Below are 26,125 nucleotides of genomic sequence, written 5' to 3'. Positions count from 1 at the left end.
CGTTTGTCCTGCTAAAAGTAAAGGCTGAAAAACGCCCGAATCACATTGGCTTCCAGCCGGTACAGCGGCTCAAGGCCTGCACTGGCGTCAACCACGGTGACGTTGCGAAAGTTTTTATAGTTAAAGCGAATATGGTCCCATTGCAGCGTTAGTTCGGGTTTAGCTTCTGGCCAAGCGCCCCATACTGGCAACATATAACTGGCGCCAAGGCCCAGCGTAATGTTATTAAACTCACTAAGCTCTTTATCCCGCGCCATAAAATTTTGCTGATTGGCGTAATCAAATAAGTCACGATAGAAGTTGGCCTGACCTTGGCTATACCAGCGCATTTTGGCTTCCAGCACCCATTGCTGGCTAAGCGGATGCACATACTCAACTTCAGCGTCAAAAGCACGAATATCCCAACTGTCCTGATAATGTCGCAGGTTTACACTCACCGCGGCCCGATACGGCAAATAAAATTTATTCACCAGCGCTATGGCAACAGTATTTCGGGTATTGGGATACACTTCCGCTTGGTAGCTATAGCCACGAGACTCATTAGTATTGAGATAGCGAACACTGCGGTAGGGGTTATTTAAGAAGCCTTCATCCAAATCGACCTGCACGTTAAGGGCGGCAATCCAGCGATCCGTTAATACCTGCGTCCAACCCAATTTGTAGTTATATCGTTTAAGCGATTCGCTAAAGCTCTCATCGCCGTTACGGCCAACTTCATCGTCACCCAGCCCAGCTTCCAAGCTGAGCGTTGTCATGCCACCAAAGGTATCGTGTGCTATGGCGAAACTAACCGATTTTGCGTTGTAGTCGTTTTCGTCACTTTGTGCATAGTTCAAACTAACAATGCTGTTGCCGGCAAGATAGTCAATACCGACGCGCTTTTCCTCACGCTCCTCAGTGTAGGCCGATGCTGTGGCCTGCACATCAACCGACGCACCAGAGACGGTATCGACATAGTAATACGCTGACAATGATACGGATTGTCCCGCCTTCTTGCGAAGCATTACCGCCGGGCCATCAATAGACACACCGCCGCCCTGATAGGCGTGATACATTAAGTCGGCTCTATCTTGGGGTAGCACCGCAGCCTGCGCCACGGAGCAGAACAAGATAAATAGCGTGAGTAGCCTAGTTACAACCACAACCACCGCCCCCGCTGCCATTGGCGCCTTTGGCGGCTTCACGCGAGTCGCGCACGTGGGCGACATGCTGTAAGGCCACCGGATGCCGGCCAAATGCCATGATAGGGTCTGCCAACTTATCACGCTCATAAGGTTTAACCCATGGCTCAACGCTGGCACAACCACTAAGCATGAGTAACACGCTGGCCAATACCGCAGGCTTACTCACGCAGTAAGGTCTTAATATCATCTTCATATTTTTTCTCATAGCCTGGTTTATAACCGCGGTGAACGGTGCGCAATTGACCGTCTTTATCAATAATTACCGTTGTGGGCATCGCTTCTACCTGATAGGCCTTTGACGCACTGTTGTCGGTGTCAAATAACACAGGAAACTGCACCTGAACTTTATTTAAATAGGCTTTTGCTGCAGCGCTATCGTTTTCAACATTAACGCCCCATACCTGCACACCCAGCATTTGGTATTTCTGAGCCAACTTGTCAAGCTGAGGCATTTCCTGAATACACGGGCCGCACCAGCTGGCCCAGAAGTTAATTAAGACGATATCGCCACGCTGTTCAGCTAAACGTAAATTGGCGCCATCCAGGGCTTTTAACGTAAAGTCCGGCGCGGGTGCCGCGTGCAACAGAGAACAATACAAACTGAATACTACTGCTAAGATACTGCTTTTCATTTTTGCTCCTGCTATTGGCATTAAAAATATACCGCTATACCTAAACCCAACGCTAAATTATGCGTGGTTTTACTGCGTGCCAGTATGGTGGTTTCAAAAATATAATCACTAAAGGTAAGCTCCATTGCCAACCAATCGGTGGCATATAACCTAAACTGGCTACCTACCTGTACAGCGAATACAGTGTCACCGGCAAAGTCGACATTGCCGCCACCGATAAACAGCGATAAGCCGCTATTAAAAGCGTAGTCACGGGTTAAAAAGGTCTCACCAGGCAAAAGCATGTAGCCCAGATGTCCACCGTAGTAACGCCATTCACGCTCGCTATCCGTTAACAGTGGTGCCGCGCCACTTAGCTCTTCAAAAGATGTTTTACCGGCTTTAGCCATAGCGTACTCAGCTGACAGGTAGAAATCTTCGTTGATGTGGTACGTCAGTTGAAGCGCCGACACTGCACTACTACCAAAATCTTCAATACTAATAACGCCAACCCGGGCGCCTAATAACCAATTCTCACTGTCCAACAGGTCTTCACTCACCACCTGACGTTCGATGTCTGGTTCAACCTGTTGCGCCATAGCCGCAACAGAAGTGAAACTGAGAACTAAAAAAATACGCTGAAGCCAAGTTTCCATGTATCAATCTCTTCGTTGTCGTTGCGATCGGTAATAATTACGCTACGCCGGTATCCCATGCGGGCGATAAAATTTCGGGTCATATAATAACGTAGCCCAAGCTCAACGCTGGCAAGGCTGTTGTTTCGATCGGGCGTTTGCACCAGTATGGTTCGTGGGGTTGTTTGCAGTACCCCGCCACCGATACCAAAATAAGGTGACAGCCGCCAATGTGGCATTGGACTTAGATACGCACTTAATTCTGCAGACAGGTTATCAGCTTGACGACCATTTGCTTGGCCAATAGCTAATTCCGTATGAAAATAAGGACTAAACAAGTATGAAAACGACAACTGATAATAGCTACTACCGTTAAAATCGCCAAATAATAGTCCGGCTTCAAATGCGCGTTGTTCGAACTCATTTAATCGCTGGTCCGACACGTCAAACTGCTCACCGGTAAGCGTAACCAGCTGTGTTAAATCCGCTCTCGCCAGCCAGAATGTCTGCTGACGAAACAACACTTGAACCCAATCGTTTCGACGGGTCACCAGGGTTAATGACTCACCTTTTATTGCAACCTGTACCATCGGATAACCCCGACCCGCACCAGAATGCAAATTAACAAAGTCACCCTGCACTTTCACCGGTATCGGTGCGGCCAACGCTGCACTGCATAGTAAGCTCAAACATAGCAGTAAAGGTTTAATCATTTACTACTCCGGGATCACAAAAGGCGAGTTATAGTATTGCGCACCAATATCCAGCCAGTCCGCTACCAGTTTTAATTCAGCAGCAGACAAATAGCCTTGATGTGAACCGGCATTACTAAACAGGCTAAAAAATGCCGAACTGTTTAACGCATTGCCGGCACGCATAGCAGGGTTAACCCGCACAGTTACCATTACCGGGATTGGATTGCCCTCATCATCCAGTATCAGATTACCGTCTTCATCGGTAACAAAGCGTAAATTCCCATCGGCATCGGTCGCCTGTACCAAACGATCGACCAGTACCCCACCAACCAGTTCTAATTCGTTATCGTTGCTTAATAGCTCCCGATAACTGCGAACATGATTGGCATCGATATCGGAGGCGGCATCGTCTAGCTCCAGCTGGGCGGCAGGCAGCTGCGTATTGCTATCAACATCAGTGCGGCTATGGCAACTAACACAGGTATGATCAGCGATAAGTTCATTGGTTTCAGGGTCAAACTGGCGTCGGTCTAACAACCACAACGGCTGGATGTGGCTGGGGTAATCAATACGTATACGACAACTTGCCAGCCACTGCGCAAAGCATTCCACGCCAGCTGGTGGCGCTGAGGTCAGATCCGCAGCACTAACTAAAAGCTCAGCATCTGGCTCTCGTTGAGCAGGGTTAGTCCAGATATCAAGGTAGTGTAATGCGGCACTAAGCTCAGGCGTGCCATTTAACCGAGCGGCCGTTTGTGCCATGGTTTCGCCGGCCAATGCCACTAGCTGCGGGTTAGTATTGGCAAAGTTGCCGTCAGTGTCTAATCCTGGATTGGCACTGGCAGCCTCACCGGTCAAACGACCATGCGGTGCCGTGCTTTGTGCACGATGACAACCATTGCAGCTTCGGGTTTCCCCTGGCCGCAAGGTAATCCATTGTTGATGCAACGGCGAAATAGCCTGTCCCTCAGCGTTTAACAACGCCAAATTAAATGGCACATTTGCCGGTATTTTTACTTGCACTGAACCGTCAGGCTCAATTGCCACTGTACCCAGAATTTCACGCATCAACTGACGCCGGCTAACGCCAAAAGCAAAATTAGGCACATCAAGTACATCGTCAGGTGGCTGAGGTACGCCGCGAACTAGTCGTAAAAAGCGTGCAGGTCGCATGTCAGCAGTCGTTTGCATTGGATCGGCTAATCTAGCGATATTTACGCTGGCAGTACCGGCGAAGTCATAGACGCTGCGAATATGCAAAATAGCGGCGTTTTCAGCGGCAAGGTCAGCATCTAATGATGGGTTTTCTGGTAAAAAAACCGCATCAGGTGAAGACTGCAACACAACCGGTTCGCTCACTAACAAACCTTCCTGTCCCGGCCGCACCGGCACCTGCGTTTGTTTTTGCGTATCAAACAACCACAAGCCATACAAAGGCGCCGCCAGTACTAACTCAGCATCAGCCTCAACTTGCGTGCAGCTTAAGGTGACATCATCCTGGATTACACGACAAGGAGACCAGCTAACCAGATAACGTCCGGTACCATCTTTTAACGGCGCATAGCTGTTTATCGCACCCGAGGTTTCTGGCCGTGCCGTATTATCAAACGCCCATGGAAACAAGGGGGTTTGTGCCGGTATGTTTAACGTCTCACCAGCCAGTGCCTGGTCGTTATCACTAGCCAGCTCTAACGCTATCTGTTGCGGCCAACTATTGTAGTTCGGGGCGTTAACGCTAGCTAACGCAATTGATACGCCGCCGCCATCCAATTCTATTGCCTTGGTAAATTCAACGGCAGTTTCTGCAGCGCCCGTGTTATGTGAATGCCAACCATAAACCAGTTGATTCTCAGATCCATCTGGCTGCATTTTATACCAGTTGAACATGGAACGGTCGCTCTGGTTATCCCAGCGGCTATACAACACATAACCGTCGCTTAACACCACAGGGTAAATATCATGGCTTAAATTAAAACTAAGCTGCTCAATACCACTGCCATCAGCATTCATTACATGCAGATTGAACGTTGAAATGTTTAAGTTTTCATCTAACGCCGTGTACTGAGGCTTAAATTCATCCAGCAATATTTGCCGTGAGGTACTTTGGCGGGTCGAACTAAAAATAATACGGCCATCTGGCAAAAAAGCGGGTGTTATGTCATGGCCGCGCTGGGCCAGTTGAGGGTCTGCAATTAAAGGAGTAACACTTTTATCACTGACATTGTAACGCCACAAATCCCACTTAGGCTGTAATTCATCCGGCACATCTTCCAATTCAGGCGCGCGCAATGCGAACAGTAAGGTCATGCCATCTGCCGATGCGACTAAATCTTTTACATCATACAATTGCCCTTCAGCAAATAACGCGGCCGTAAGATCTGTTTCAGCTGATTGCGCAAACGCATTTTGTTTTAATAACAAGCGAGCGCCGGGATTAAAGCGTGTTGGGTCTGTCAGACTGGTGCGGTATTCCACCTCATCTGTTATCAAAAGCGGGCGTTCAACAAAAGCGAGAGCAATTTCTTGTACAACCGGATCTGTCGGTTCATTCTGTACACTTATATCAGCGTCGCATGCGACAAGGGCCATGCTAACTGCGATAAGATAAAGTCTTTTCCTATGTATCATTATTTAGATCCGGCTACCGTTTACTGCATGCTTGCATATGGGAGCTACTATTTAGGCTCAGTGATCAGCTTAACGCTGCGGTAACAGCAGAGCAAGATAAAATTAATAACAAAAAAAGCCAGCATAAGCTGGCTGTATTAACACTAGATGAACAGTTTTACAAATCAGCTTCAAACGCTTCTGGTATGCTCTCTTCTACCGGCTTTTCACCCGGCTTTAATAATAGGCGAGCACGTAATTCTTTCTCAATTTCGTTCGCGATAGGCTGGTTGTCCGCTAAAAATTTCATTGCATTCGCCTTGCCCTGGCCAATTTTATTACCTTGATAAGCATACCAGGCGCCGGCTTTATCGACCAAGCCTTGGGCGACACCTAAATCAATTAACTCGCCAAGCTTATTAATGCCAGCACCGTACTGAATAATAAACTCAGCTTGTTTAAACGGTGGTGCTACTTTATTTTTCACCACTTTAACGCGGGTTTCGTTACCGGTAATTTCATCGCCATCTTTTACCGAACCAATACGACGAATATCTAAACGTACTGAAGCATAAAACTTCAATGCATTACCACCTGTTGTTGTTTCCGGGTTACCAAACATCACGCCAATTTTCATCCGGATTTGGTTGATGAAAATACACAGTGTATTAGAACGTTTAATATTACCGGTTAACTTACGCAGTGCCTGTGACATCAAGCGGGCTTGCAAACCCATATGACTGTCGCCCATGTCACCTTCAATTTCTGCCTTAGGCGTCAGTGCAGCCACCGAGTCGACAATCACTACGTCTACTGCAGCTGAACGCACTAACATGTCACAAATTTCCAAGGCTTGTTCACCGGTATCCGGCTGAGATACCAATAACGCGTCAACGTTTACGCCTAATTTTTTTGCATATACCGGGTCTAATGCATGCTCAGCATCGATAAAAGCACAGGTTTTACCGTCACGCTGCGCTTCGGCAATAACCTGCAATGTTAACGTAGTTTTACCTGATGACTCTGGACCATAAATTTCAACAATACGGCCATAAGGCAAGCCACCTATACCAAGCGCAATATCGAGCCCCAATGAACCGGTAGACACCGCAGCAATATCTAGCGCGGTACTGTCGCCCAAACGCATAATTGAGCCTTTACCAAACTGACGTTCAATCTGACCTAATGCAGCGGCGAGCGCTTTTTGTTTGTTATCGTCCATTTTTATATCCATGGTTGAGCCGGGCTTGCCGGACAATTAACACTGTATGCTCGTACAGTAGTCTAGTTTACTATTGCTGTCAACAGCTCGATGCTTTGTTTCATAGCATAGTTAATCGCCTGTTGACGCACTTGTTGACGGTCGCCAGCAAACACCATTCGGCAGCTGGCAACATTACCGTTAAGATAAAAACCAAAACAGACAGTGCCGACCGGTTTATACTCCGAGCCACCGTCCGGCCCGGCAATACCCGTTACTGCAATTGCGATATCAGCACCGGCAGCTTTTGCCGCCCCCTGCGCCATTTCCCGCGCCGTTTCTTCACTTACCGCACCATACTGCAGCAAGGTAGCACTTCGCACAGCTAACAACTGTTGCTTCGCTTTGTTACTGTAGGTAATAAAACCGCGATCAACATAAGCAGAACTACCCGGCACAGCGGTTAGCCAGTAACCAATGCCACCGCCGGTGCAGGATTCAGCAGTGGTTATACTGCATTTTTTCCGTAATAATAGCTGGCCTAACTCTGTCGCCAGCTGCAGGCTGTCTGCTGCGACCGTCATATTTTATCCAATAGGGAATTCATAACACCATTATGCCGTCAGACCAGAAAGTGGAGCAAGCCTTAAGCACACATACCCCTATGATGCAGCAGTATCTGGGATTAAAGAGTGAACATCCCGACATCCTGCTATTTTATCGTATGGGCGATTTTTACGAGCTATTTTACGACGATGCTAAACGTGCGTCGGCTTTATTAGATATCTCGCTGACAAAGCGCGGTCAAAGCGGCGGCAACCCCATCCCCATGGCTGGCGTGCCTTATCATGCGGTGGAAGGCTATTTAGCCCGCTTGGTACAACTCGGTGAATCTGTCGCAATTTGTGAGCAAATAGGCGACCCGGCGACCAGTAAAGGGCCGGTTGATCGAAAAGTCGTGCGGATTGTAACGCCAGGTACGGTTACTGATGAAGCCTTACTTAACGAGCGGCAAGACAATTTACTCTGTGCCCTAAGCCAAATGCGTGGGCAATATGGTCTGGCACAATTGGATTTGAGTAGTGGCAGATTTTTACTGAATCAAGTTGATAATATTGATGATTTAGCCGCCTTGCTGCAGCGATTAAACCCGGCGGAGTTACTCTATCCAGAAGATTTCACCGAACATTTTTTAATTGAAAAACGCAAAGGTGCCCGCCGCCGTCCGGTATGGGAGTTTGAACTGGCCACGGCAAAACGTTTGCTTTGCCAACAATTTGGCACCAAAGATTTGCTTAGCTTTGGTGTTGAAGATGCGCCGGTAGCCCTGATGGCTGCAGGATGTCTTATGCAATATGTTAAAGACACACAGCGCGCAGCTTTGCCGCATATCCGCGCGGTTGCACTGGAAAGAGCGCAAGACAATATCGTGTTGGATGCCGCGACACGGCGAAATTTGGAACTGACACAGAATTTAGCTGGCCATTATGAACATACGTTAGCAGCCGTGTTAGATCGCAGCCAGACAGCCATGGGATCCCGGCTGTTAAAACGCTGGATCCATGCGCCACTTCGACAGCAACCACAGGTAAATGCAAGGCTTGATGCTGTTAGCGAACTGCACACTGAATATGAGCAACTGCAACCGTTATTGCGCCAGATAGGCGACATTGAACGTGTTATTGCCCGACTTGCACTGAGAAGCGCCCGACCACGCGACTTTGCTCGCCTACGTCAGGCGCTGCAACAACTTCCGCTATTAGCGCCAGAACTCGCGCATCTCAAAAGCGTATTGTTGTGCCAAACAAGTCAGTCCGTATTGCCGATACCGGCATTATGTCAATTGCTGGAGCAAGCCATTGTAGAAGCCCCTCCGGTGCTTATTCGCGATGGGGGCGTAATAGCGCCAGGTTACCACGCTGAGCTGGATCAGTGGCGTGCACTGGCGGAAGGTGCTACTGATTATCTTGAGCAACTTGAACTGCGTGAACGTGAGCGCACCGGCATTGCGTCCTTAAAAGTGGGCTTTAACCGGGTACATGGCTATTACATTGAAACTGGCCGTAGCGCAGATACCAAAGTGCCTGCGGAATATGTTCGCCGCCAAACCCTGAAAAATAACGAGCGCTATATTATTCCTGAGTTAAAGGAATATGAAGACAAAGTGCTTGGTAGCCAAAGCAAGGCACTGGCATTGGAGAAACAATTATATGAGCAGTTGTTTGAGTTAACCGCGCCCTTTTTGGCCCAGCTACAACAGCTGGCACAAACGCTGGCAGAACTAGACGTGCTATGCACGTTTGCCGAGCGTGCCGATAGTTTGCAGTACTGCCGGCCTGAACTTAGCAGCACACCGGGTGTTAGTTTGACGCAAGCGCGCCATCCCGTGGTAGAGCAGGTGCTGACGGAACCCTTTATTGCCAACCCATTACACCTGCATGCTGACAGACGTATGTTAATGATCACCGGTCCCAATATGGGAGGTAAGTCTACATACATGCGACAAACTGCGCTTATTGTACTCATGGCTTACATTGGCTGTTTCGTGCCGGCAGAAACAGCCCAAATTGGCCCTATAGATCGCATCTTCACTCGTATTGGCGCATCGGACGATCTGGCTTCTGGTCGCTCAACCTTTATGGTAGAAATGACTGAAACTGCGACTATCCTGCATCATGCGACTGAACAAAGCTTAGTGCTAATGGACGAAATTGGCCGTGGCACCAGTACTTATGACGGTTTAAGCCTGGCATGGGCCTGCGCCGACTACCTTGCAACAAAAATTAAAGCACTAACGTTATTTGCAACGCATTATTTCGAGCTAACGGATTTAGCTGAACAACTGCCGGGTTTAGCCAACGTGCATCTGGATGCGGTAGAACACGGTGACGACATTGTATTTATGCACCATGTACAAGATGGTGCAGCCAGCAAAAGCTTTGGTTTACAGGTCGCACAACTGGCAGGTGTACCTAAGGCCGTTATTCTGCGCGCCAAGCACAAATTAATGGAGTTAGAACAGCAAAGCCATAACGCAGCGCCGCCAACGCCAACAACACAACCTCAATTGAGTTTGCTGACAGAAGAACACCCGATACTGGCACAGCTGCGTGATGTAAGCCCGGATGATTTAACCGCCCGCCAAGCCCTAGAGTTGTTATATCAATTAAAACAACATCTATAGCACCCATAAACAAGCCGGTATCTAACAGTAGATAAACCGGCTTTATACGACGGTTTCTACTTGACAAAAAATGTATACATTTTAAATTAGGTATACATTTCCAATTTGAGTAAATCTATGCTGATTAAAGATCTCAGCCTGTCAGCCGTAGTGGCTGGCTTTGTTGCCGTACTGGTTGGCTTTGCCAGCTCGGTGGCTATTGTTTTACAAGCCGCGGCGGCGGCCGGGGCGACGCAGGATATGATGGCCTCATGGTTGCTCGCATTGGGGATTGGTATGGCAGCAACCTGCATTGGTTTGTCCTGGTATTATAAAGCCCCCATTATTACTGCCTGGTCAACACCCGGTGCGGCTTTACTTGCCAGCAGCTTGCAAGGTTTAACCATAAATGAAGCAATTGGTGTGTTTATTTTCACGGCTTTACTGGGGTTTATTATTGGTCTGTCCGGCTGGTTCGACAAGCTGACGCGCCTTATTCCATTGCCGTTGGCCAGCGCTATGCTGGCAGGGATTTTAGTGCAATTTGGGCTGAGTATTTTCACCTCATTACATTCTCAGTTACTACTGGTTGGCCTGATGTGTTTAAGCTACTTGTTGGCAAAACGTTTTTCACCACGCTACGCTATTTTGTGGGTATTACTAACAGGGTTACTCTGTGTCCTAGTGCAAGGTCAGTTTAATTACAGCGCCGTAACCTTTAGTTTGACGCAGCCGGTTTGGGTAACACCGCACTGGTCATTAAGCGCCTTGATGGGGGTTGGTTTGCCCTTGTTATTGGTTACAATGGCGTCGCAAAATATTCCCGGCGTTGCGGTTATTCGCACCAGCGGATATCAAACACCAGTATCACCGCTTATTAGCTCAACGGCATTAGCTACATTGCTACTTGCACCCTGGGGAGCATTTTCTATTAACCTGGCAGCGATTACTGCTGCCATTTGTACCGGCACAGAAGCCCATCCCAATAAAGACAAACGTTACATAGCAGGTATCGCGGCCGGCATATTTTACCTACTAGCCGGTTTGGCCGGCGCGACAGTGGTTGCGCTATTTGCCGCCTTTCCCAAAGAAATGATTGCCGCCCTGGCGGGCCTGGCCTTACTGGGCACCATTGGCGCTAATTTAGCTGTTGCCACAGCAGAAGGCGAACATCGCGAAGCTGCCGTTATCACCTTATTAGTCACCGCCAGTGGGGTGAGCTTTTTCGGCGTAGCAGCTGCATTTTGGGGCATTATCGCTGGCGGTTTAACACTGCTTATTATTAATCAGTGGCCAAAGCGCAACTAATGCTAAAAAAACAGCAATTGTATCATCAGTTAAAAAACGATATTCAGCAGCTACACTGGCAGCCGGGTATTGTATTAACCCAGCAACAACTGTCGGCACACTACGGCGTCAGCCGGATTGTCGTCCGTGATGTGCAACAGCAATTGTTTAATGAAGGTTGGCTTACCACGCACGGTAAGGCCGGTATGCAAGTACCGCCGTTTAACGCTAATGAGGCTGACGAATTAGCGATGTTACGGTTGCAACTAGAACCGCTGGCGTTAAAACTGGCTGCTCCGACGCTGAGTTTCGCCCAGCTGGGCCAAACTGAAGACGTACTGTTAACCTTAAGCAGCACGCCCGCATTGTCACCGTATCAGCGTGGCGAACTCAACTGGCAATTTCACCACTTGTTATACCAAAGCTGCAATAAACCGCACTTACTGGGGTTACTTGAAAAGCTGCATCAGCAGGTATCTCGCTATCTTGGTTATCAGGATCAGACACAATCCTATGCACAAACCAGCGCGGCTGAGCATCAGCAACTGCTAACGCTATTACGCCGAAGAGATATAGAGGGAGCTTGCGCGGTGCTCACTGAGCATATTGCCTCAGCAAACAAGAAACTGGTCAGCTATTTACAAAATCAATAAGGCGCCTACTGGCGCCTTATTATTCGGCAAATCGTTTTAGCAAATACTCTTTCTCATTTAAGGGGCCCCCCCTAAACGCCATTACACTTGAAACAAGGTCTCTATATTAAGTCCTTGGTGCGTTACTATTTCCCGTAACCGACGCAGCGCTTCAACCTGAATTTGTCTAACACGCTCTCTTGTTAAACCTATTTCATGGCCAACATCTTCTAATGTAGACGGTTCGTAGCCTAACAAGCCAAAGCGGCGGGCCAGCACTTCACGTTGTTTCGGATTAAGTTCGTTCAACCATACAACTAAGTGCTGGCGAATGTCTTCATCTTGCAACTCTGTTTCAGGACCTAACTCTTTCTCATCGGCAATAACATCCAATAATTGCTTTTCTGACGCGCCAGCTACCGGGGTATCAACTGACGTTATTTTCTCATTCAGTTTAAGCATTTTGCGTACTTCTTCTACCGGACGATCAAGCGATGCAGCAATTTCCTCTGGTGTCGGTTCGTGGTCTAATTTTTGTGATAGCTCACGCGCTGCACGCAAATAAATATTGAGCTCTTTAACCACGTGAATAGGTAAGCGAATAGTACGAGTCTGATTCATGATAGCGCGTTCTATGGTCTGACGGATCCACCAGGTTGCATAGGTAGAAAATCGAAAACCGCGTTCTGGATCGAATTTTTCTACGGCCCGGATCAGGCCAAGATTGCCTTCTTCAATAAGATCAAGCAGCGCCAAGCCTCTATTAATATAACGGCGGGCAATTTTAACCACCAAACGTAAATTACTTTCAATCATACGCCGGCGTGCAGCTTGGTCTCCTTTTAATGCCAAGCGGGAAAAGTATACTTCTTCTTCTGCTGAAAGCAGTGGCGAAAATCCAATCTCCCCCAGATAAATTTGGGTGGCATCCATACTTTTTTGACTATCGTCACGTGCAAAGATGTCCTCTGTGCTCGTCTCTTCAGATGCCAGCGCCGCCGCATCGGGCTCCGCGTCATCGTCTAAAAGTACATCGTCCGCAATATCGTCTTCTTTAAATTCTAATACTTCATCTTCACTTTTTTGTCCCATATCCTCTCTCCCACGTCTATAGGGTGCTGGGGCTGGTCAAGCTTTATCGCATCCATTCCTGATAATACTTGTATATTGTTATTATTATTTTGGTAAATATTTTAATGGGTCTACTGAGGTTCCGCGAAAACGGATCTCAAAATGTAGACGGGCATCTGTCGCATCAGTGCTGCCCATTTCAGAAATTTGCTGACCTGCGGTCACCATTTGCTTTTCCGACACCAACAGCTTGCGATTATGTGCATACGCACTTAAGTAATCGTCATTATGTTTTATTATAATTAAATTACCGTAGCCACGAAGCGCATTACCTGCGTACACCACCTGACCACTGGCAGCCGCATTTACTCTTGTTCCTTCACGCCCACTAATATCGATACCTTTGTTACCTTGCTGTTGATGAGAAAAGCCAGAAATTATTTTACCTTTAACCGGCCAACTCCATTGCACCAAGTCCCCATTTAGGGTAGGATTCACGATTTTTTCATTTTTGTTGGGCGTTGATTGACCATAACCCTTTTGATTTTTTGGTGCAACTGGTTTAACCGGTTTTACCGAACTATTTGATTTTGCTTGGCTTGAACTATTCTTATTTGTATTTTGACTAGCACTGGTTGTGGCCTGACGGGGTCGTGCTACAGGCTTTTTACCGGCACTTACAACAGCAGCATTAAGACGTAATTTTTGCTTTGGATAAATGGTGTAGGGACTAACAATACCATTAATAGTGGCCAGCTCGCGCACGTCCTTACCGGCCCGAAAGGCTATTGAATATAAAGTGTCGCCAGCTTGAACGGTGTAAGTTTTCGCGCTTAATGTGCCGCGATTACGCTGTTGATAAAAATTTTCCCGCAGTTCAAGCGTCGTCACCGGTGCTGGGAAAGAACGCGATGAACAGCCAGCCAACAATGTCATTAATAGCAATAACAAAGCGTGGCTACAATAATGATTAAGCCACTTCTGCATTAATTGTTGGTAGTTAGAACAACGAATACTTAGCTCCTTGTCAATCAGCTGACGTTCCTGTGGCTTGAGCCACCGGTTTTAGCCAGCGTTCCATATTTAACAGTAACATCATCAATGCTGCGCCAAACACCGCACATACCAACGCTAGCAGCATATCAGCCTGTCCTACCTGCTCAGCATACTGCCAGGGCCAATACAGCTGTTGCTGCTGCTGCCAGGGCCAAATTCGATACAAAGCCCCAATGACCACACCAATTAATAACGCCAGACTGGCATCATGGTAATGTTGCAGCATCCAGTTTAACACTCTGGAAAAGCTTAGCAGCCCGACTATGCAACCGAGCATAAACAGCGCCAAGACACCAAGCTGAAGCTCATTCACCGCCAGTAATACCGGCGCATACATTCCCGACATTAGCAAAATAAAGGCACCAGAAATGCCAGGTAAAATCATGGCACAAATGGCAATAGCGCCCGCGACAAAAAACATCCAACTTTGTGGTTCAAACTCCCGAGGAGTCAACATGCCGACCAACACTGAAAATACAATACCTAACGCGGCTAAAATCAGTCTCCAAGGCGTCCAGTTCAAACTTCGGCATAGATGCGGCAACGCCGCGAGGATCAGCGCACAAAATAGCGCCCAAAGTGGAATAGGTCGGCTTGACAGCACATGGCTTATGACGCCCGCCAATGAAAATATACTAACGATGATGCCGCTGAACAGACAAAGCAAAAACGTGCCGTCAACATGCTGCCAAAGTGCCTTGATTTGCCCACGCAGTAACAACTGTAATGCTGTTAAGTTGCATTGGCTAATTGCACCGAGTAAGCGCTGATAAATACCTAAAATAAAAGCAAGAGTCCCACCAGACACTCCGGGCACTAAATCGGCAGCGCCCATTGCCAAACCTTTAATTATCCATTGCAAGTACTGCATTTGCTTTCCTTGTGTATCGCCTATAACACTTACTTTCGCAGCTTATGCCAGTTCACCCGGCACCAGTGGAACAAATCTTACCGCTTCAATATCCTTACTGGTAAAAGCATCTCCGTTACGCTGATAGACACGCAGTACCTGTTCATGTAGCCCTACGGGTATCACCAGGCGACCACCATCCGTTAGTTGTTGTAACAACGCCGCAGGAACTTCAGCCGGTGCGGCAGTCACAATAATACTGTCAAACGGAGCTTTACTTGGCCAGCCTTGCCAACCATCACCATGTTTCATCGACACGTTATGCAAGTCAAGTTGTTGTAAGCGACGCTTCGCCTGAAACTGCAGCGCTTTTATCCGCTCGACACTGCAGACATGAGAAAATAGCCGTGCCAGAATCGCCGTCTGATACCCCGAACCGGTGCCAATCTCCAATAATTTACCGGGCGCCCTGTCCTGTAGCAGTAACTCTGTCATACGTGCAACAATATAGGGCTGAGAAATTGTCTGGCCCTGCCCTATTGGCAGGGCGGTATTTTCGTAGGCTTTATGCGCCAATACAGGTTCAACAAAGATATGCCGTGGCGTATTGGCTATTGCAGCTAATACATGCGCTTGCACTATACCTTCCGCTTGAAGTTTTTGCGCCAGTAACGCGGCGCTACGTGAAGTTGCGACTGCCATGTTACAAAGAAATCCCCGCTAGCCATTGTTGCAATCGGTCCATACTTTTGTAAGCTGACATATCAATTTGCAACGGGGTTATAGATGCATAACCATTGGCTACTGCATGAAAATCTGTACCTTCGCCGGCATCCAACTCTGGCCCTAACGAACCATACCAGTATATTTTTCGTCCCCACGGGTCCGTCGTACTGGTCATGGTCTCTGCTTTATGTCTGCGCCCCAGACGCGTAACCTGAATGCCTTTAAGCTGGTCGATTGCGACGGCAGGCACATTGATATTAAGAATTTGATCAGCCGGTAGCGGGTGCGATTTTAACTGTTTAATGACCTGCACTGTCACATAGGCCGCAGTAGCAAAATAATCATCGTCATGCCCTGCCAGCGATACTGCTATAGCTGGCAAGCCTAAGTGCCGGCCTTCTGTTGCGGCGGCAACAGTACCAGAATACAACACATCATCACCCAAGTTTGCACCATGATTAATACCTGCCACGACTAAATCAGGCGTAAAATCCAATAATTGGCTGATAGCTAAATGTACACAATCCGTTGGCGTACCATTTACCGCCAAAAAGCCATTGTCCATCTGCTGCACACGTAACGGATTAATCAGCGTTAATGAATTGCTCGCGCCGCTACAATTCCGATCCGGGCCCACAGTGGTAACTTCAGCAATTTGGCTTAGCGCTTGTTGTAATACTTGCATGCCTTTAGCATGCACGCCGTCATCATTGCTTAGTAAAATTCGCATTCGCTACTCCATGTTAGCCGCTTTACGGCCACAATCATGATAATTAACCAATTCGCGCAGCACGCTGGTGGCAAAACAGCCAGCAGGCAAAGCAAAATTTAGCACGATATCACTACCGTCTTGTTGCAAAGTCAGTTGCTGCGGAACAACACGAATGGCGCGGCGTTCTGACTTTAACCTGAAATCTTCCAACCCTTGTACTAAGTCATTGTGCTGAATTAAAACTTGCTGTTCAAAGTCGGCGGCGGCATCGGTTACCATCGGCACTCCCATTCCAGCAAGGACGGCAGTCAGGTGTACATCCATCTCATTTAGACGTTGTTGCAACTCTGCATCCGCTTGCGGCATACGAAACACTGAACCGGTGCCGTTAAGTTGTAATACATCACCATTAAGCAGCTGGTTAAACAACCCTGCACTGATCCGTGCCGATACTTGTTGATTAAACACAAAAGATCGTGCAGCCGAAAGTGCTAAACCACGCAGTTTACGGTCGCTAATGCCCTGCCCGCTAAACAACTGTCTGGCAAGCACCAGATTGCCGCCATTAATACCAAAACGCTGTTCACCATAATAATTCGGCACACCGCGCATAACCTGTTCAGCTCGGGCAATAACAGCATCACAATCTGACACTTGGCGCAGGCGGATCTGAAATACATTCGCTTTTAATGCCCCGAGGCGTAGCTTGCGATAATGTCGCTGCACATTCAAAATCTTGCAGCCTTCAAGCTGCCAGCTTTGCCAATCTAGCGCTTGTTTAATTGGCCACTTAAAACAAAACCATTGTCGGGTCACCGCGTGACGGTCTTTTAAGCCGGCATAGCTAATATCCCGTGCACGCAAGCCGGTTAGTTCAGCCAACTGCTTCGCGACATACTGAGTGTTCTGACCGCACTTTTCGATATGCAGTAAGATGTGCTCGCCGGCACCACTGGGCTGAAAGTTAAGCAGCTCGTCGACAATAAAATCATCATCTTGCTGGCGCAACAATGCCGTTGCCGTCGGACTGCCATAAAGATAATGTAGTGGACTAGCAACACTCATGCGCTGACCAACAGCACCACGGCTTCAACCGCAATACCCTCTTTGCGACCAACAAAGCCGAGCTTTTCTGTTGTGGTGGCTTTGACATTAACCTGGGTCAGTTCGCAAGCTAAATCGTCAGCAATGCACCTGCGCATCGCGCTAATATGGGGTGCCATTTTGGGTGCTTGCGCCATAATAGTAATATCCAGGTTACCCACTTTAAACCCGGCAGCACTCACGTCAGCAAACACTTTGCGCAACAATATACGGCTATCTATGCCTTTGAAACTGGCATCGGTATCGGGGAAATGATGGCCAATATCACCCGCAGCTATAGCGCCTAATAACGCATCTGCCAACGCATGCAGAACCACATCACCGTCCGAATGTGCCAGCAACCCTTGCTCGTATGCTATTTTCACCCCGCCCAATATCAGCGGATCATCGCCACCAAAGGCATGTACATCAAAACCATGACCAATACGCATGTTCATTACGTTAACTGCTCCAGATAAAATGCCGCCAGCGCCAGGTCAGCCGGCTGCGTAATTTTAATATTGTCGCTGTGCCCCTCTACCAGTAGCACTTTATGCCCCGCCCACTCCATTGCTGAAGCTTCATCGGTAACATGCACCTCTGCTTGTACGGCATCTCGCAGTGCTGCTTTTAATAACGCAGTGGGAAAGAGCTGGGGGGTAAGAGCATGCCACAAATGTTCACGACTAACGGTTTCTGCCACAAAGCTTTCACCGCGCTTCATGGTGTCGCGAACCCGGCATGCAAGAATGCCACCCTCTCCCTCTGTTATACAACGCGTTATCAAATGTTCAATATCGCTTTTACGTACCAGAGGTCTGGCAGCATCGTGCACTAATACCCAGGGGAAATGATGTTCATCAATAAAATGCAGCGCATTTAGCACCGAATGCATGCGTTCAGCACCGCCTTTGACGCGAGTGATATCGCTATGCGCCAGTGGGGTGGTATCGTAATAGGGATCATCAGAAGCCAGAGCTAACCACAATGGCCCTATGGCTAGTACAGACTTTAATTTGGCCACACTGTGTTCCAAAATAGTCTTACCATGTAACTGCAAATATTGCTTAGGTAACGACGCTTGCATACGACTGCCAATGCCGGCGGCAGGCATTATTGCTGCAATAGCAGGAACTAAGGTTTGCCGTTTAACTGCATCAGTCATTGCGGCTGCCATCGGGATTATTTTGGCTAAAAATGCGGAAAAAAACTTCGTCCTCGCGAATAAGGCCCAGCTCATTGCGCGCGCGCTCTTCGATAGCCTCTAACCCTTGTTGTAAATCTTTAACATCGGCGCGCAGCATTCGGTTGCGTTTTTCCAGTTCCATAATACTGGCTTGCTGGCTATGCAGGTCATCCTGCAGGCGAAAGTAATCGGCAATACTGTGCTGCCCGAACCACAGTCGATATTGCAGTAGGCCAAACACAGCAATTAGCAGTAAGGTGAGTATTCGCATATTACAACTTCGTTAACCAAACTTTGACTATTATGAAGCCTTGCCCGTTGAATGCAAAGCATGAAAATGCGCATCACACCGTCAAAGCAGGTAACGGTTTAGCAAAGTTTTGCCAATTCAACCGGCTAGCTAGCAATAATTCACGTAAGCTCAGTAATCTTGGCGGCTTTTTATCGCCATTTAACCACTGGTGGCCACAACAGGCGGCGGCCATAATGGTCTTAATCGGTTTTAGCAAAAATTTATCGCTGTTGTGTTGCTCCAGTGGAGTACCGGAAAAACTAAACCAGCCATGTTCATTACAGTGTAAACGCAACCCTGTGAAGTCAACTTCGTCAATGTTATCCAGCACTATCTGTTCCCGGGTCAACTGAGTAATATACAGTGGTACTATTAAGCCTGGTTTCGCATATTTATGGTAAAAAGCATCAATTGGATCGGCCTGTTGCCGACGCGCAGGGCAACTTGCTGCTTGTTTGTAATACCAGGATGCATTCAGGCTATCCAGCGCTAACGCGCTCTGCTGCTGCAAAATATTACTGGCCGCACGGCGAATATAAAATGGCAAACTGGCCAGCCTGTTGGGCAGCCTAAGTAACTGTTCGGTCGTTAATTGTGACAGGCGTAACAACTCTCTCTCATACAAAGCATTGCAAAGCTCGGTATAAGTTTGGTTGTCTCTGGATACTTGCCAGAAGTGGGGTTGGTTACTGCTTGTATCAATCATGGCAAGATGTTAGCCAATTGGCTGACGTTTGCAAAGCGAAAACCCCTTTGTCAGTGCAGTTTTATTGCTCAGTAACAACAAATTACCCCCTCCTAGTGCGGGTGAGGTATCGCATTTAATGCCAGTATCCTGCTAGAGTATCAGCCACTACATGAAGTCAATGAACACCTTAAACTATGAACCGACGTAAATTCTTAATCTGGACTTTGGCAGCCCCCTTAACCCTAACCTTTGGTGTAAAAACCGTTGCCATGGCACGGCATTATCCGTTAGATGAGTTACTGATGCAGTTAAAACGTCTGCCCGCGGATAAGCTCACCAGCCACGGGGCTTGGAATGTTAGCAGCATTTTGCAGCATTTAGCACAGAGTATCCGTTACTCGCGCCTGGGCTATCCACAGGCAAAGTCGGCACTGTTTCAGCACACGGCAGGCAATGTCGCGCTGAATCTATTCTCTGCTGCAGGCAGCATGACACACCCACTGGATGAACCTATTCCGGGCGCACCGCTGTTAGTAAATCACTTACCAGCCGATGTCGCCATGGCAGAGGTTGTCAGCGAAATTGAACAATTTATTGCCTGGCAAGGCGATTTAGCACCGCACTTCGCCTATGGCAATCTGACAAAAGCGCAATATTACAGTGCGCATTACCTGCATATTCAAAACCATTTAACCGATATTAAGCTGAAGTGATCGCCCTTCTGCCAGAGTTTCAGGTACCCGCCTTTTATTGATAAACACACTGTTACCGGTCTGTTTCTTGGCTTGCTGCTTTGCCGCAGATGCCAAATCAGAAACGTCATGATGGCTGCGACATAATGCGGTATCAGGCATGGCTAAACCAATGGACAGCGTAATTAGGGGATAAAACGACGCGGCGCCCAACCTATCCATGGCGCTGAAACCGCCCTGAGCCGAATGTTCAGGCAAATAATAATATTTAATTCGCTGTTCAAAATGCTGACTAATGCGTTCAGCTGCGGCTTCAGCGTTGTCGCCGCTAAACAGGACAATAAAATCATCACCGCCAATATGACCAACAAAATCACCGCTGCTATTGGTCTCCGCTTGTATAATTTGCGCCAGCAGCTCTATCACCAAATCACCTTTACTGTAACCATACTGGTCGTTGTAAGGTTTAAAGTTATCGATATCAATATAAGCAATGGTAAATGGCTCATTTTGTGCCAACAGTTTATCAATCTGAGTATTTATGGGTACGTTGCCGGGTAATAAGGTTAGCGGGTTAGCATAGCGCGCCAGCTGAATTTTATGCTCACTGATCTGGCGCAGTACTTTACGAACTGAACCCAAGCCATAATACTTGCCGTTATCCGTCACAATAAAGTACAGGCTAGCGTCTTGATTTTCGCCGGTGGTTAAAATCGTACTAACGCTGTCCATCGATAACTTGCGTTCAACCACAACCGGTGATTGCTCCATACAATGCTTAATGGCTTTCTTTTCGTATAGCGCCCGGCCAAATTGATGAGAAAAGCGCTCGTTTATCATGCCTTTGCTAACAAGACCAACCGGCCGCTGCTGTTCATCTACCACAGCGACACAGGCTAAGTTTTTATCTTTGTTAAACATTGCTGCAACCTGCAACGCTGGGGTATGTGCAATAACCGCCGCGACAAGGCTAATAACAGGTTCAAGTGATTCGTTTAACGACAGACCTTTTTCAATTCGGAGCAATTGCGCCGCGTTTGCTGAAACATCACGACACTCCACTTCCGGCCGCCCCAGCAAATATCCCTGGCCGGAATCGGCGCCTAATTCTTTACAGGTTATCAGCTCCTCACTGGTTTCAATGCCTTCGGCAACGATGCTTGAACCAGTATTTTTAGCTATTTCGATAATATTTTTTACGAAGGCTTTTTTGATAGGATCACGATGCAGCTGGTCAATAAAGTAGCGGTCTATTTTAACAATATCTGGTTGCAATTCAGACCAGAGTTTAAGGCCGGAGAAGCCGCTGCCCAAATCGTCTATCGCAATTTTAAAGCCAAACTCCCGGTAATGCTTAACCGCACTGATAAACAGGTCAGTATCCTCTACCTGAAACTGCTCAGATAACTCAATGACAATACGTTCCGGCTGTAAACCCGCTTGTTGAATAAAACGTTTCGTTAGCCCAGACGGATGGTCAGATGTAAGTAACAGTAAGGGGTTAACATTCAAAAAAAGCAACCCATCTACTGCAGCTGCGGCAAACGCATTAATACTAAGTTGTCGGCACAGTAACTCTAGCGGCTCAAGCAGGCCATAGACCTGAGCCGTTTTAAATAGCAATATAGGTGAGTGCAATGCGCTGTCCGACGGTCCTCGTATCAGGGCTTCATAGCCCCAAATTTTGCCATCTGATAGCGTCACCAACGGCTGAAACAGCGGGGTCAGTAGCTTATGCTGGATAATGCGCAGCAATTCATTACGGTGAAAATCACTTAGTCCCACAAGATTAGCCTGATAAATACCATGGATGCCAGCACCGTCCGTGGCATTCGTGTTGTCATCCTAACAACTGGCAATGATAAGGCGTTACCATGACTAAATTATGACAGGATGCAGTAGTAATTCGCCTTAGCGCCGGCTATTAGCTACCCGGGCCTGAGCTTGCTCTAAATTGACCACATTAAAACTACGCGTCGCTGCGTTTACATCTTCCTCCGCCAAATCAATGGCTCCATTTAATGCCGTTAAGCGCTGTTTTACTTGCGCGACTTTATCCGCCTCTGCTGCTGGCGCTAACGCACCTGCCAGACGCTGACGTATAGCTGATATTTTATCCTGGCCCGCGCTCTGGCCTAAACCCAACTTATCTAATGTTAAGCCTTGTTCCGCCATGCGTTGCAATAGCTGTTCAGAAGGTAAGCGCAGCGAACTGCTGGCAAACTCAAGCTGATCTCGAACAGTAACCCGTTGTGTCAGGCTAAGCCCCTGTAAAGCGGTCTCAAGCTTCTGCTGGGACAAAAACAGTGTGCGTAAATGACTACGCAACACTGTCTCAGAGCAATCCAGTGGTGCTGAGCAAATAGTAGCTGGCACGGTATCAAACTCTGTAATATCCAGGCCCTCAGCACGCATCTGCCGCAGGAGTTCCGCACCAGGAATACGCAGAGTTGCCGTTACAGCGCGAATATTATGCTGTACTTTAAGCGCTTCCGCAGCACTGTAATTTGCAAACACCAGCTGTAAGTTGGTTACATCGTTCAGAATACGAAACATAGCATTTCTCTCTTAACGTTTAAGGTTAAATTACCCAGACTTCAACCCGCCGATTACGCTCGCGACCGCTATCGGTGTCATTGTTGGCAACGGGTAGCATCTCGCCGTAGGATTCTACCGCCATCACCGGAATACCTCTGGCGGTTAACTCACGTTCTACTGCCTTGGCTCGCTTTAACGCCAGCTCAGCATTTTTAGCTACTGCCCCCACGGCGTCAGAGAAGCCCATCAGCACCAAGCGCCGACCGGCATTACTTTCCATAAAATGCACTAAACGCTGTAAGTCACGCTTGCCTTTGTTATCCAGCTCATTGTCGCCATAACTAAAGCGAAAATTCAGCGACAAGCGCTGGCCTTTTTGGGCGTATTGGTTGTAGCTAGCAGGGGCGTCGTTAATAGGATAAACCTGTTCTACCCGAATATTTTGTGAAATTAGCCCGGCTTGATCTACCAACTGCTGGCCTTCATCAGAGATGGCAAAACGGGCAAAATCTTTAACCGTTTGTGATGCTGCCGTTGGCGTATACAGATATAACCGCCGCGACAGCGCATAGTCTTCAGTGCTAATAGTAAAGCGGGTTGGATATATCGGTGTGCTATCAGCACCTGCCGATATCGCCAGCGCTTTATTAAACGAAATGTAATTTAAGCCAATAAAGCCGATACCATTTTCATCCTCTGATACTCTTGCAGACAACGCCGAACTGGATTCAAACCGCTGAGCTTGGGGGCTTAGCGTTTTGCCATGCTTTGCCAATACCAATGCCTTAAAGGTGTCAAACGTACCGGATTGATCATCCCGGGCATATAACGTAATAGGCTGCTCTGCGCCGCCTAACTGCGACCAACGGCTTACTTCGCCAGAGAAGATTTTGGCAAGCATTTCAGTAGATATCGCTTTTAAGGTATTGTTCTGATTAACAATCACTGCAAGCCCATCCAGCGCGACAATGTGTTCATTGCCAATTTTGCTTAAATCACCATGCTGTGGTTTTAACTTTTCCACCTCTGCAGGGGTAATGCGTCTGGATGACATACCTATGTCAGCCTTACCTACCGCTAAATCTTTAAATGCCGTACTGGAACCATGAGCATGTAATTGCACAGCCCCCGGACGATTAGCTAAGGTGAAATCTAAGCGACGCTCTACCGCAGCCTGCCCCTGTTGCCAATTAAGTGCCTGTGCATCTTGCTGTTGCAAAAATGCCTGCAACAGCGCCGGTGCCAGTTTTTCCCCGACGGTATTCGAGCCATGAAGTCGAAACAGCGGTTCCGCTTCAGTTTGCTTCGGTTCATCTGCCTCGACACTCGCTGTGGCAGGCATCGCCGTATTTTGCACAGCCGCTTGTGGCATAGGTGCAGCAGAGGGTTGGGTGCTGTTAAACCACCAAACGCCGCCCATTATCGTCAGTATTGCCAGAGCAACAACACCCGCCAGCAGCGGCTGACGCCAGTTAGCCTGTCGGCTGATAGGTTCATCTATTGGTGTCGAACGTTGAAATTCTTGCTGTAACTGCTGTAGTACAGCATCCAGATCAGGTTGCTGCAGCTGTGATAATTCTTGCAACACCAAGTTGCGATAAGCAACATCTGCCTGCATCTTGCTGGCAGAAATAGTGATATCAAACTGCGTTTTACACAATTGGGCTAATTGCTGTAGCAGCGCCTTGGTTGGATCCTGCAAATCGTTAGTCACGGTTACTATCTGCTAAAAGTTCAGGTGGGTAGAGTGTAAAAACGAAAGATTTCAGCAGCATGACAAATTGGCTAAAAGATGAGGCTTTGTATAACGCAAAGTAAGCACAAAAGTATCGCAAAAACCTGTAGCGATATGACGGCTTCGATGTGCTTAAAACAACAACGCCACCTGAAGGTGGCGTTGTTTGAGCAAACGTCAGTGATTACTGACCTTTAATCTCACTACGGCCATTGTATGGCACCTTACCGGCCAATTCCTGCTCGATGCGCAGCAACTGGTTGTACTTAGATACACGGTCAGAGCGGCACAGAGAACCAGTTTTAATCTGGCCAGCTGCTGTACCTACTGCCAAATCGGCAATAAAGGCATCTTCGGTTTCACCACTGCGGTGTGAGATAACCGCAGTAAAGCCAGCGTCTTTTGCCATTTTAATCGCCGCCAGCGTTTCGGTCAGAGAACCAATTTGGTTAAACTTGATCAGGATAGAGTTACCAATGCCCTGTTCAATGCCGCGGGTTAAAATCTTGGTGTTAGTCACAAATAAATCATCACCAACCAGCTGCACTTTGTCGCCAATTTTATTGGTTAAGTCTTTCCAACCGTCCCAATCACTTTCGTCCAGGCCATCTTCAATCGACACAATAGGGTAACGCTGGGTTAAACCGGCTAAATAGTCATTAAAGCCGAAAGAATCAAAGCTCTTGTTTTCACCGCTTAATACGTATTTACCGTCTTTGTAAAATTCAGACGCCGCACAGTCAAGGGCTAAGGTAATGTCTTTGTTCATCTCGTAACCAGCAGCTTTTACTGCTTCAACAATCACCGACAGTGCTTCTTCGTTTGATTTTAAGTCTGGTGCAAAACCGCCCTCATCGCCAACAGCCGTATTTAAGCCACGCTTTTGCAGCTCTTTTTTCAAGCTATGGAAAATTTCAGCGCCCATGCGCAGCGCTTCAGCAAAGTTTTTTGCGCCGACTGGCTGCACCATAAACTCTTGAATATCAACGTTGTTGTCAGCGTGCTCGCCACCGTTAATGATATTCATCATCGGCACTGGCATGCTATACACACCTGGCGTGCCGTTTAAATCGGCAATATGTTGATACAATGGAATTTTTTTATCTACAGCTGCCGCGCGAGCAACAGCAAGTGACACGGCCAGTATGGCATTGGCACCCAGTTTACTTTTCGTTTCAGTGCCATCTAAGTCGATCATCACCTGATCAACGTTCGCTTGGTTATATGCGTTTTTGCCCAACAACGCGGCCTGAATAGGGCCTGCGATGTTTGCAACAGCATTTAATACGCCCTTTCCTAAATAACGGCTTTTGTCGCCGTCGCGCAGCTCTAACGCTTCGCGAGAACCGGTTGACGCACCAGATGGCGCACAACCACGACCCATAGCACCACTGGCTAAGTACACATCAGCTTCTACTGTTGGATTGCCACGGGAATCCATGATTTCACGGGCGATAATTTTTACAATTTCAGACATGCTT

General features: G+C 47.8%; 26 protein-coding genes. 4 read left to right on the top strand and 22 right to left on the bottom strand.

From position 1 onward, the window contains the following. Positions 1-11: 11 nt before the first annotated feature. From H595_RS0106575 to H595_RS0106540, 8 genes are all read right to left on the bottom strand, one after another. Positions 12-1,082: a DUF3570 domain-containing protein gene (locus tag H595_RS0106575; protein ID WP_240474838.1), complete on the bottom strand. Its 1,071-nt coding sequence runs from the start codon at positions 1,080-1,082 to the stop codon at positions 12-14. Between the two features lie 46 nt (positions 1,083-1,128). Beyond that, on the bottom strand, positions 1,129-1,350 hold the full coding sequence (locus tag H595_RS0106570; RefSeq protein WP_027670498.1) for a DUF4266 domain-containing protein: 222 nt from the start codon (positions 1,348-1,350) through the stop codon (positions 1,129-1,131). After that, complete coding sequence (locus H595_RS0106565; RefSeq protein ID WP_027670497.1) at positions 1,343-1,816, bottom strand: TlpA family protein disulfide reductase; 474 nt, start codon at positions 1,814-1,816, stop codon at positions 1,343-1,345. Before H595_RS0106565 ends, H595_RS0106570 begins: the two co-directional genes overlap by 8 nt. 20 nt (positions 1,817-1,836) lie before the next feature. After that, the gene (locus H595_RS0106560; protein WP_027670496.1) at positions 1,837-2,451 is read right to left on the bottom strand and encodes an outer membrane beta-barrel domain-containing protein; all 615 of its coding nucleotides are present in this window, start codon (positions 2,449-2,451) and stop codon (positions 1,837-1,839) included. After that, on the bottom strand, positions 2,421-3,143 hold the full coding sequence (locus H595_RS0106555) for an SH3 domain-containing protein (protein ID WP_027670495.1): 723 nt from the start codon (positions 3,141-3,143) through the stop codon (positions 2,421-2,423). The genes H595_RS0106560 and H595_RS0106555 overlap by 31 nt, the downstream gene beginning before the upstream one ends. Positions 3,144-3,146: 3 nt before the next feature. Continuing rightward, positions 3,147-5,714 carry an HzsA-related protein gene (locus tag H595_RS0106550; protein WP_051219758.1) on the bottom strand — a complete coding sequence of 856 codons (2,568 nt, stop codon included), beginning with the start codon at positions 5,712-5,714 and terminating at the stop codon, positions 3,147-3,149. A gap of 196 nt (positions 5,715-5,910) precedes the next feature. Further along, complete coding sequence (gene recA / locus H595_RS0106545; protein ID WP_027670493.1) at positions 5,911-6,954, bottom strand: recombinase RecA; 1,044 nt, start codon at positions 6,952-6,954, stop codon at positions 5,911-5,913. A 62-nt stretch (positions 6,955-7,016) separates the two neighbouring features. Beyond that, positions 7,017-7,517 carry a CinA family protein gene (locus H595_RS0106540; protein ID WP_027670492.1) on the bottom strand — a complete coding sequence of 167 codons (501 nt, stop codon included), beginning with the start codon at positions 7,515-7,517 and terminating at the stop codon, positions 7,017-7,019. A gap of 32 nt (positions 7,518-7,549) precedes the next feature. Between H595_RS0106540 and mutS the strand changes: the two genes are divergently transcribed. The 3 genes from mutS to H595_RS0106525 all read left to right on the top strand — a co-directional run bounded on the left by mutS (position 7,550) and on the right by H595_RS0106525 (position 12,036). Then, positions 7,550-10,117, top strand: a complete 2,568-nt coding sequence (gene mutS / locus H595_RS0106535) for a DNA mismatch repair protein MutS (protein WP_037053865.1) — start codon at positions 7,550-7,552, stop codon at positions 10,115-10,117. A gap of 117 nt (positions 10,118-10,234) precedes the next feature. Continuing rightward, positions 10,235-11,404: a benzoate/H(+) symporter BenE family transporter gene (locus tag H595_RS0106530; RefSeq protein WP_037053861.1), complete on the top strand. Its 1,170-nt coding sequence runs from the start codon at positions 10,235-10,237 to the stop codon at positions 11,402-11,404. Then, complete coding sequence (locus tag H595_RS0106525) at positions 11,404-12,036, top strand: GntR family transcriptional regulator (protein ID WP_027670489.1); 633 nt, start codon at positions 11,404-11,406, stop codon at positions 12,034-12,036. The genes H595_RS0106530 and H595_RS0106525 overlap by 1 nt, the downstream gene beginning before the upstream one ends. A gap of 81 nt (positions 12,037-12,117) precedes the next feature. Here the strand turns inward: H595_RS0106525 and rpoS are convergent, their stop codons facing one another. From rpoS to H595_RS0106475, 10 genes are all read right to left on the bottom strand, one after another. Then, positions 12,118-13,107: an RNA polymerase sigma factor RpoS gene (gene rpoS / locus H595_RS0106520; RefSeq protein WP_027670488.1), complete on the bottom strand. Its 990-nt coding sequence runs from the start codon at positions 13,105-13,107 to the stop codon at positions 12,118-12,120. A gap of 84 nt (positions 13,108-13,191) precedes the next feature. Beyond that, on the bottom strand, positions 13,192-13,851 hold the full coding sequence (locus tag H595_RS0106515; RefSeq protein WP_240474837.1) for a peptidoglycan DD-metalloendopeptidase family protein: 660 nt from the start codon (positions 13,849-13,851) through the stop codon (positions 13,192-13,194). A gap of 262 nt (positions 13,852-14,113) precedes the next feature. Next, positions 14,114-15,013: a DUF368 domain-containing protein gene (locus tag H595_RS0106510; RefSeq protein WP_027670486.1), complete on the bottom strand. Its 900-nt coding sequence runs from the start codon at positions 15,011-15,013 to the stop codon at positions 14,114-14,116. Between the two features lie 42 nt (positions 15,014-15,055). After that, complete coding sequence (locus tag H595_RS0106505; protein ID WP_027670485.1) at positions 15,056-15,694, bottom strand: protein-L-isoaspartate(D-aspartate) O-methyltransferase; 639 nt, start codon at positions 15,692-15,694, stop codon at positions 15,056-15,058. A gap of 1 nt (position 15,695) precedes the next feature. Beyond that, positions 15,696-16,448 (bottom strand): 5'/3'-nucleotidase SurE, encoded by a 753-nt coding sequence (gene surE, locus H595_RS0106500; RefSeq protein ID WP_027670484.1) that lies wholly within the window; start codon positions 16,446-16,448, stop codon positions 15,696-15,698. Between the two features lie 3 nt (positions 16,449-16,451). Then, positions 16,452-17,495, bottom strand: coding sequence for a tRNA pseudouridine(13) synthase TruD (gene truD / locus H595_RS0106495; RefSeq protein ID WP_027670483.1), 1,044 nt, complete (start codon positions 17,493-17,495; stop codon positions 16,452-16,454). Continuing rightward, complete coding sequence (gene ispF / locus H595_RS0106490; protein WP_027670482.1) at positions 17,492-17,971, bottom strand: 2-C-methyl-D-erythritol 2,4-cyclodiphosphate synthase; 480 nt, start codon at positions 17,969-17,971, stop codon at positions 17,492-17,494. The genes truD and ispF overlap by 4 nt, the downstream gene beginning before the upstream one ends. Continuing rightward, complete coding sequence (gene ispD / locus H595_RS0106485) at positions 17,971-18,678, bottom strand: 2-C-methyl-D-erythritol 4-phosphate cytidylyltransferase (RefSeq protein ID WP_037053853.1); 708 nt, start codon at positions 18,676-18,678, stop codon at positions 17,971-17,973. Before ispD ends, ispF begins: the two co-directional genes overlap by 1 nt. Next, a complete protein-coding gene (ftsB, locus tag H595_RS0106480; protein ID WP_027670480.1) occupies positions 18,671-18,970 on the bottom strand; it encodes a cell division protein FtsB in 300 nt (99 codons plus the stop codon). The genes ispD and ftsB overlap by 8 nt, the downstream gene beginning before the upstream one ends. A 73-nt stretch (positions 18,971-19,043) precedes the next feature. Then, positions 19,044-19,697 (bottom strand): hypothetical protein, encoded by a 654-nt coding sequence (locus H595_RS0106475; RefSeq protein ID WP_027670479.1) that lies wholly within the window; start codon positions 19,695-19,697, stop codon positions 19,044-19,046. 176 nt (positions 19,698-19,873) lie between these two features. On the opposite strand from H595_RS0106475, the gene H595_RS0106470 reads away from it, so the two are divergent. Further along, positions 19,874-20,392, top strand: coding sequence for a DUF1569 domain-containing protein (locus tag H595_RS0106470; protein ID WP_027670478.1), 519 nt, complete (start codon positions 19,874-19,876; stop codon positions 20,390-20,392). On the opposite strand, the gene H595_RS21735 is transcribed toward H595_RS0106470, so the two are convergent. The 4 genes from H595_RS21735 to eno all read right to left on the bottom strand — a co-directional run bounded on the left by H595_RS21735 (position 20,369) and on the right by eno (position 26,121). Continuing rightward, the gene (locus tag H595_RS21735; protein ID WP_037053852.1) at positions 20,369-22,156 is read right to left on the bottom strand and encodes a GGDEF domain-containing protein; all 1,788 of its coding nucleotides are present in this window, start codon (positions 22,154-22,156) and stop codon (positions 20,369-20,371) included. The genes H595_RS0106470 and H595_RS21735 overlap by 24 nt on opposite strands. Before the next feature lie 126 nt (positions 22,157-22,282). Further along, positions 22,283-22,927, bottom strand: coding sequence for a hypothetical protein (locus H595_RS0106460; protein ID WP_027670477.1), 645 nt, complete (start codon positions 22,925-22,927; stop codon positions 22,283-22,285). Between the two features lie 25 nt (positions 22,928-22,952). Continuing rightward, positions 22,953-24,623 (bottom strand): phosphate ABC transporter substrate-binding/OmpA family protein, encoded by a 1,671-nt coding sequence (locus H595_RS0106455; RefSeq protein ID WP_205623183.1) that lies wholly within the window; start codon positions 24,621-24,623, stop codon positions 22,953-22,955. A 205-nt stretch (positions 24,624-24,828) separates the two neighbouring features. After that, entirely contained in the window at positions 24,829-26,121 is a 1,293-nt protein-coding gene (eno, locus tag H595_RS0106450) for a phosphopyruvate hydratase (RefSeq protein ID WP_027670475.1), read from the bottom strand. Positions 26,122-26,125 lie beyond the last annotated feature (4 nt).

Source organism: Rheinheimera baltica DSM 14885 (assembly GCF_000425345.1).
GTDB classification, from domain to species: domain Bacteria; phylum Pseudomonadota; class Gammaproteobacteria; order Enterobacterales; family Alteromonadaceae; genus Alishewanella; species Alishewanella baltica.
This window is presented reverse-complemented; position numbering and strand designations above follow the sequence as displayed.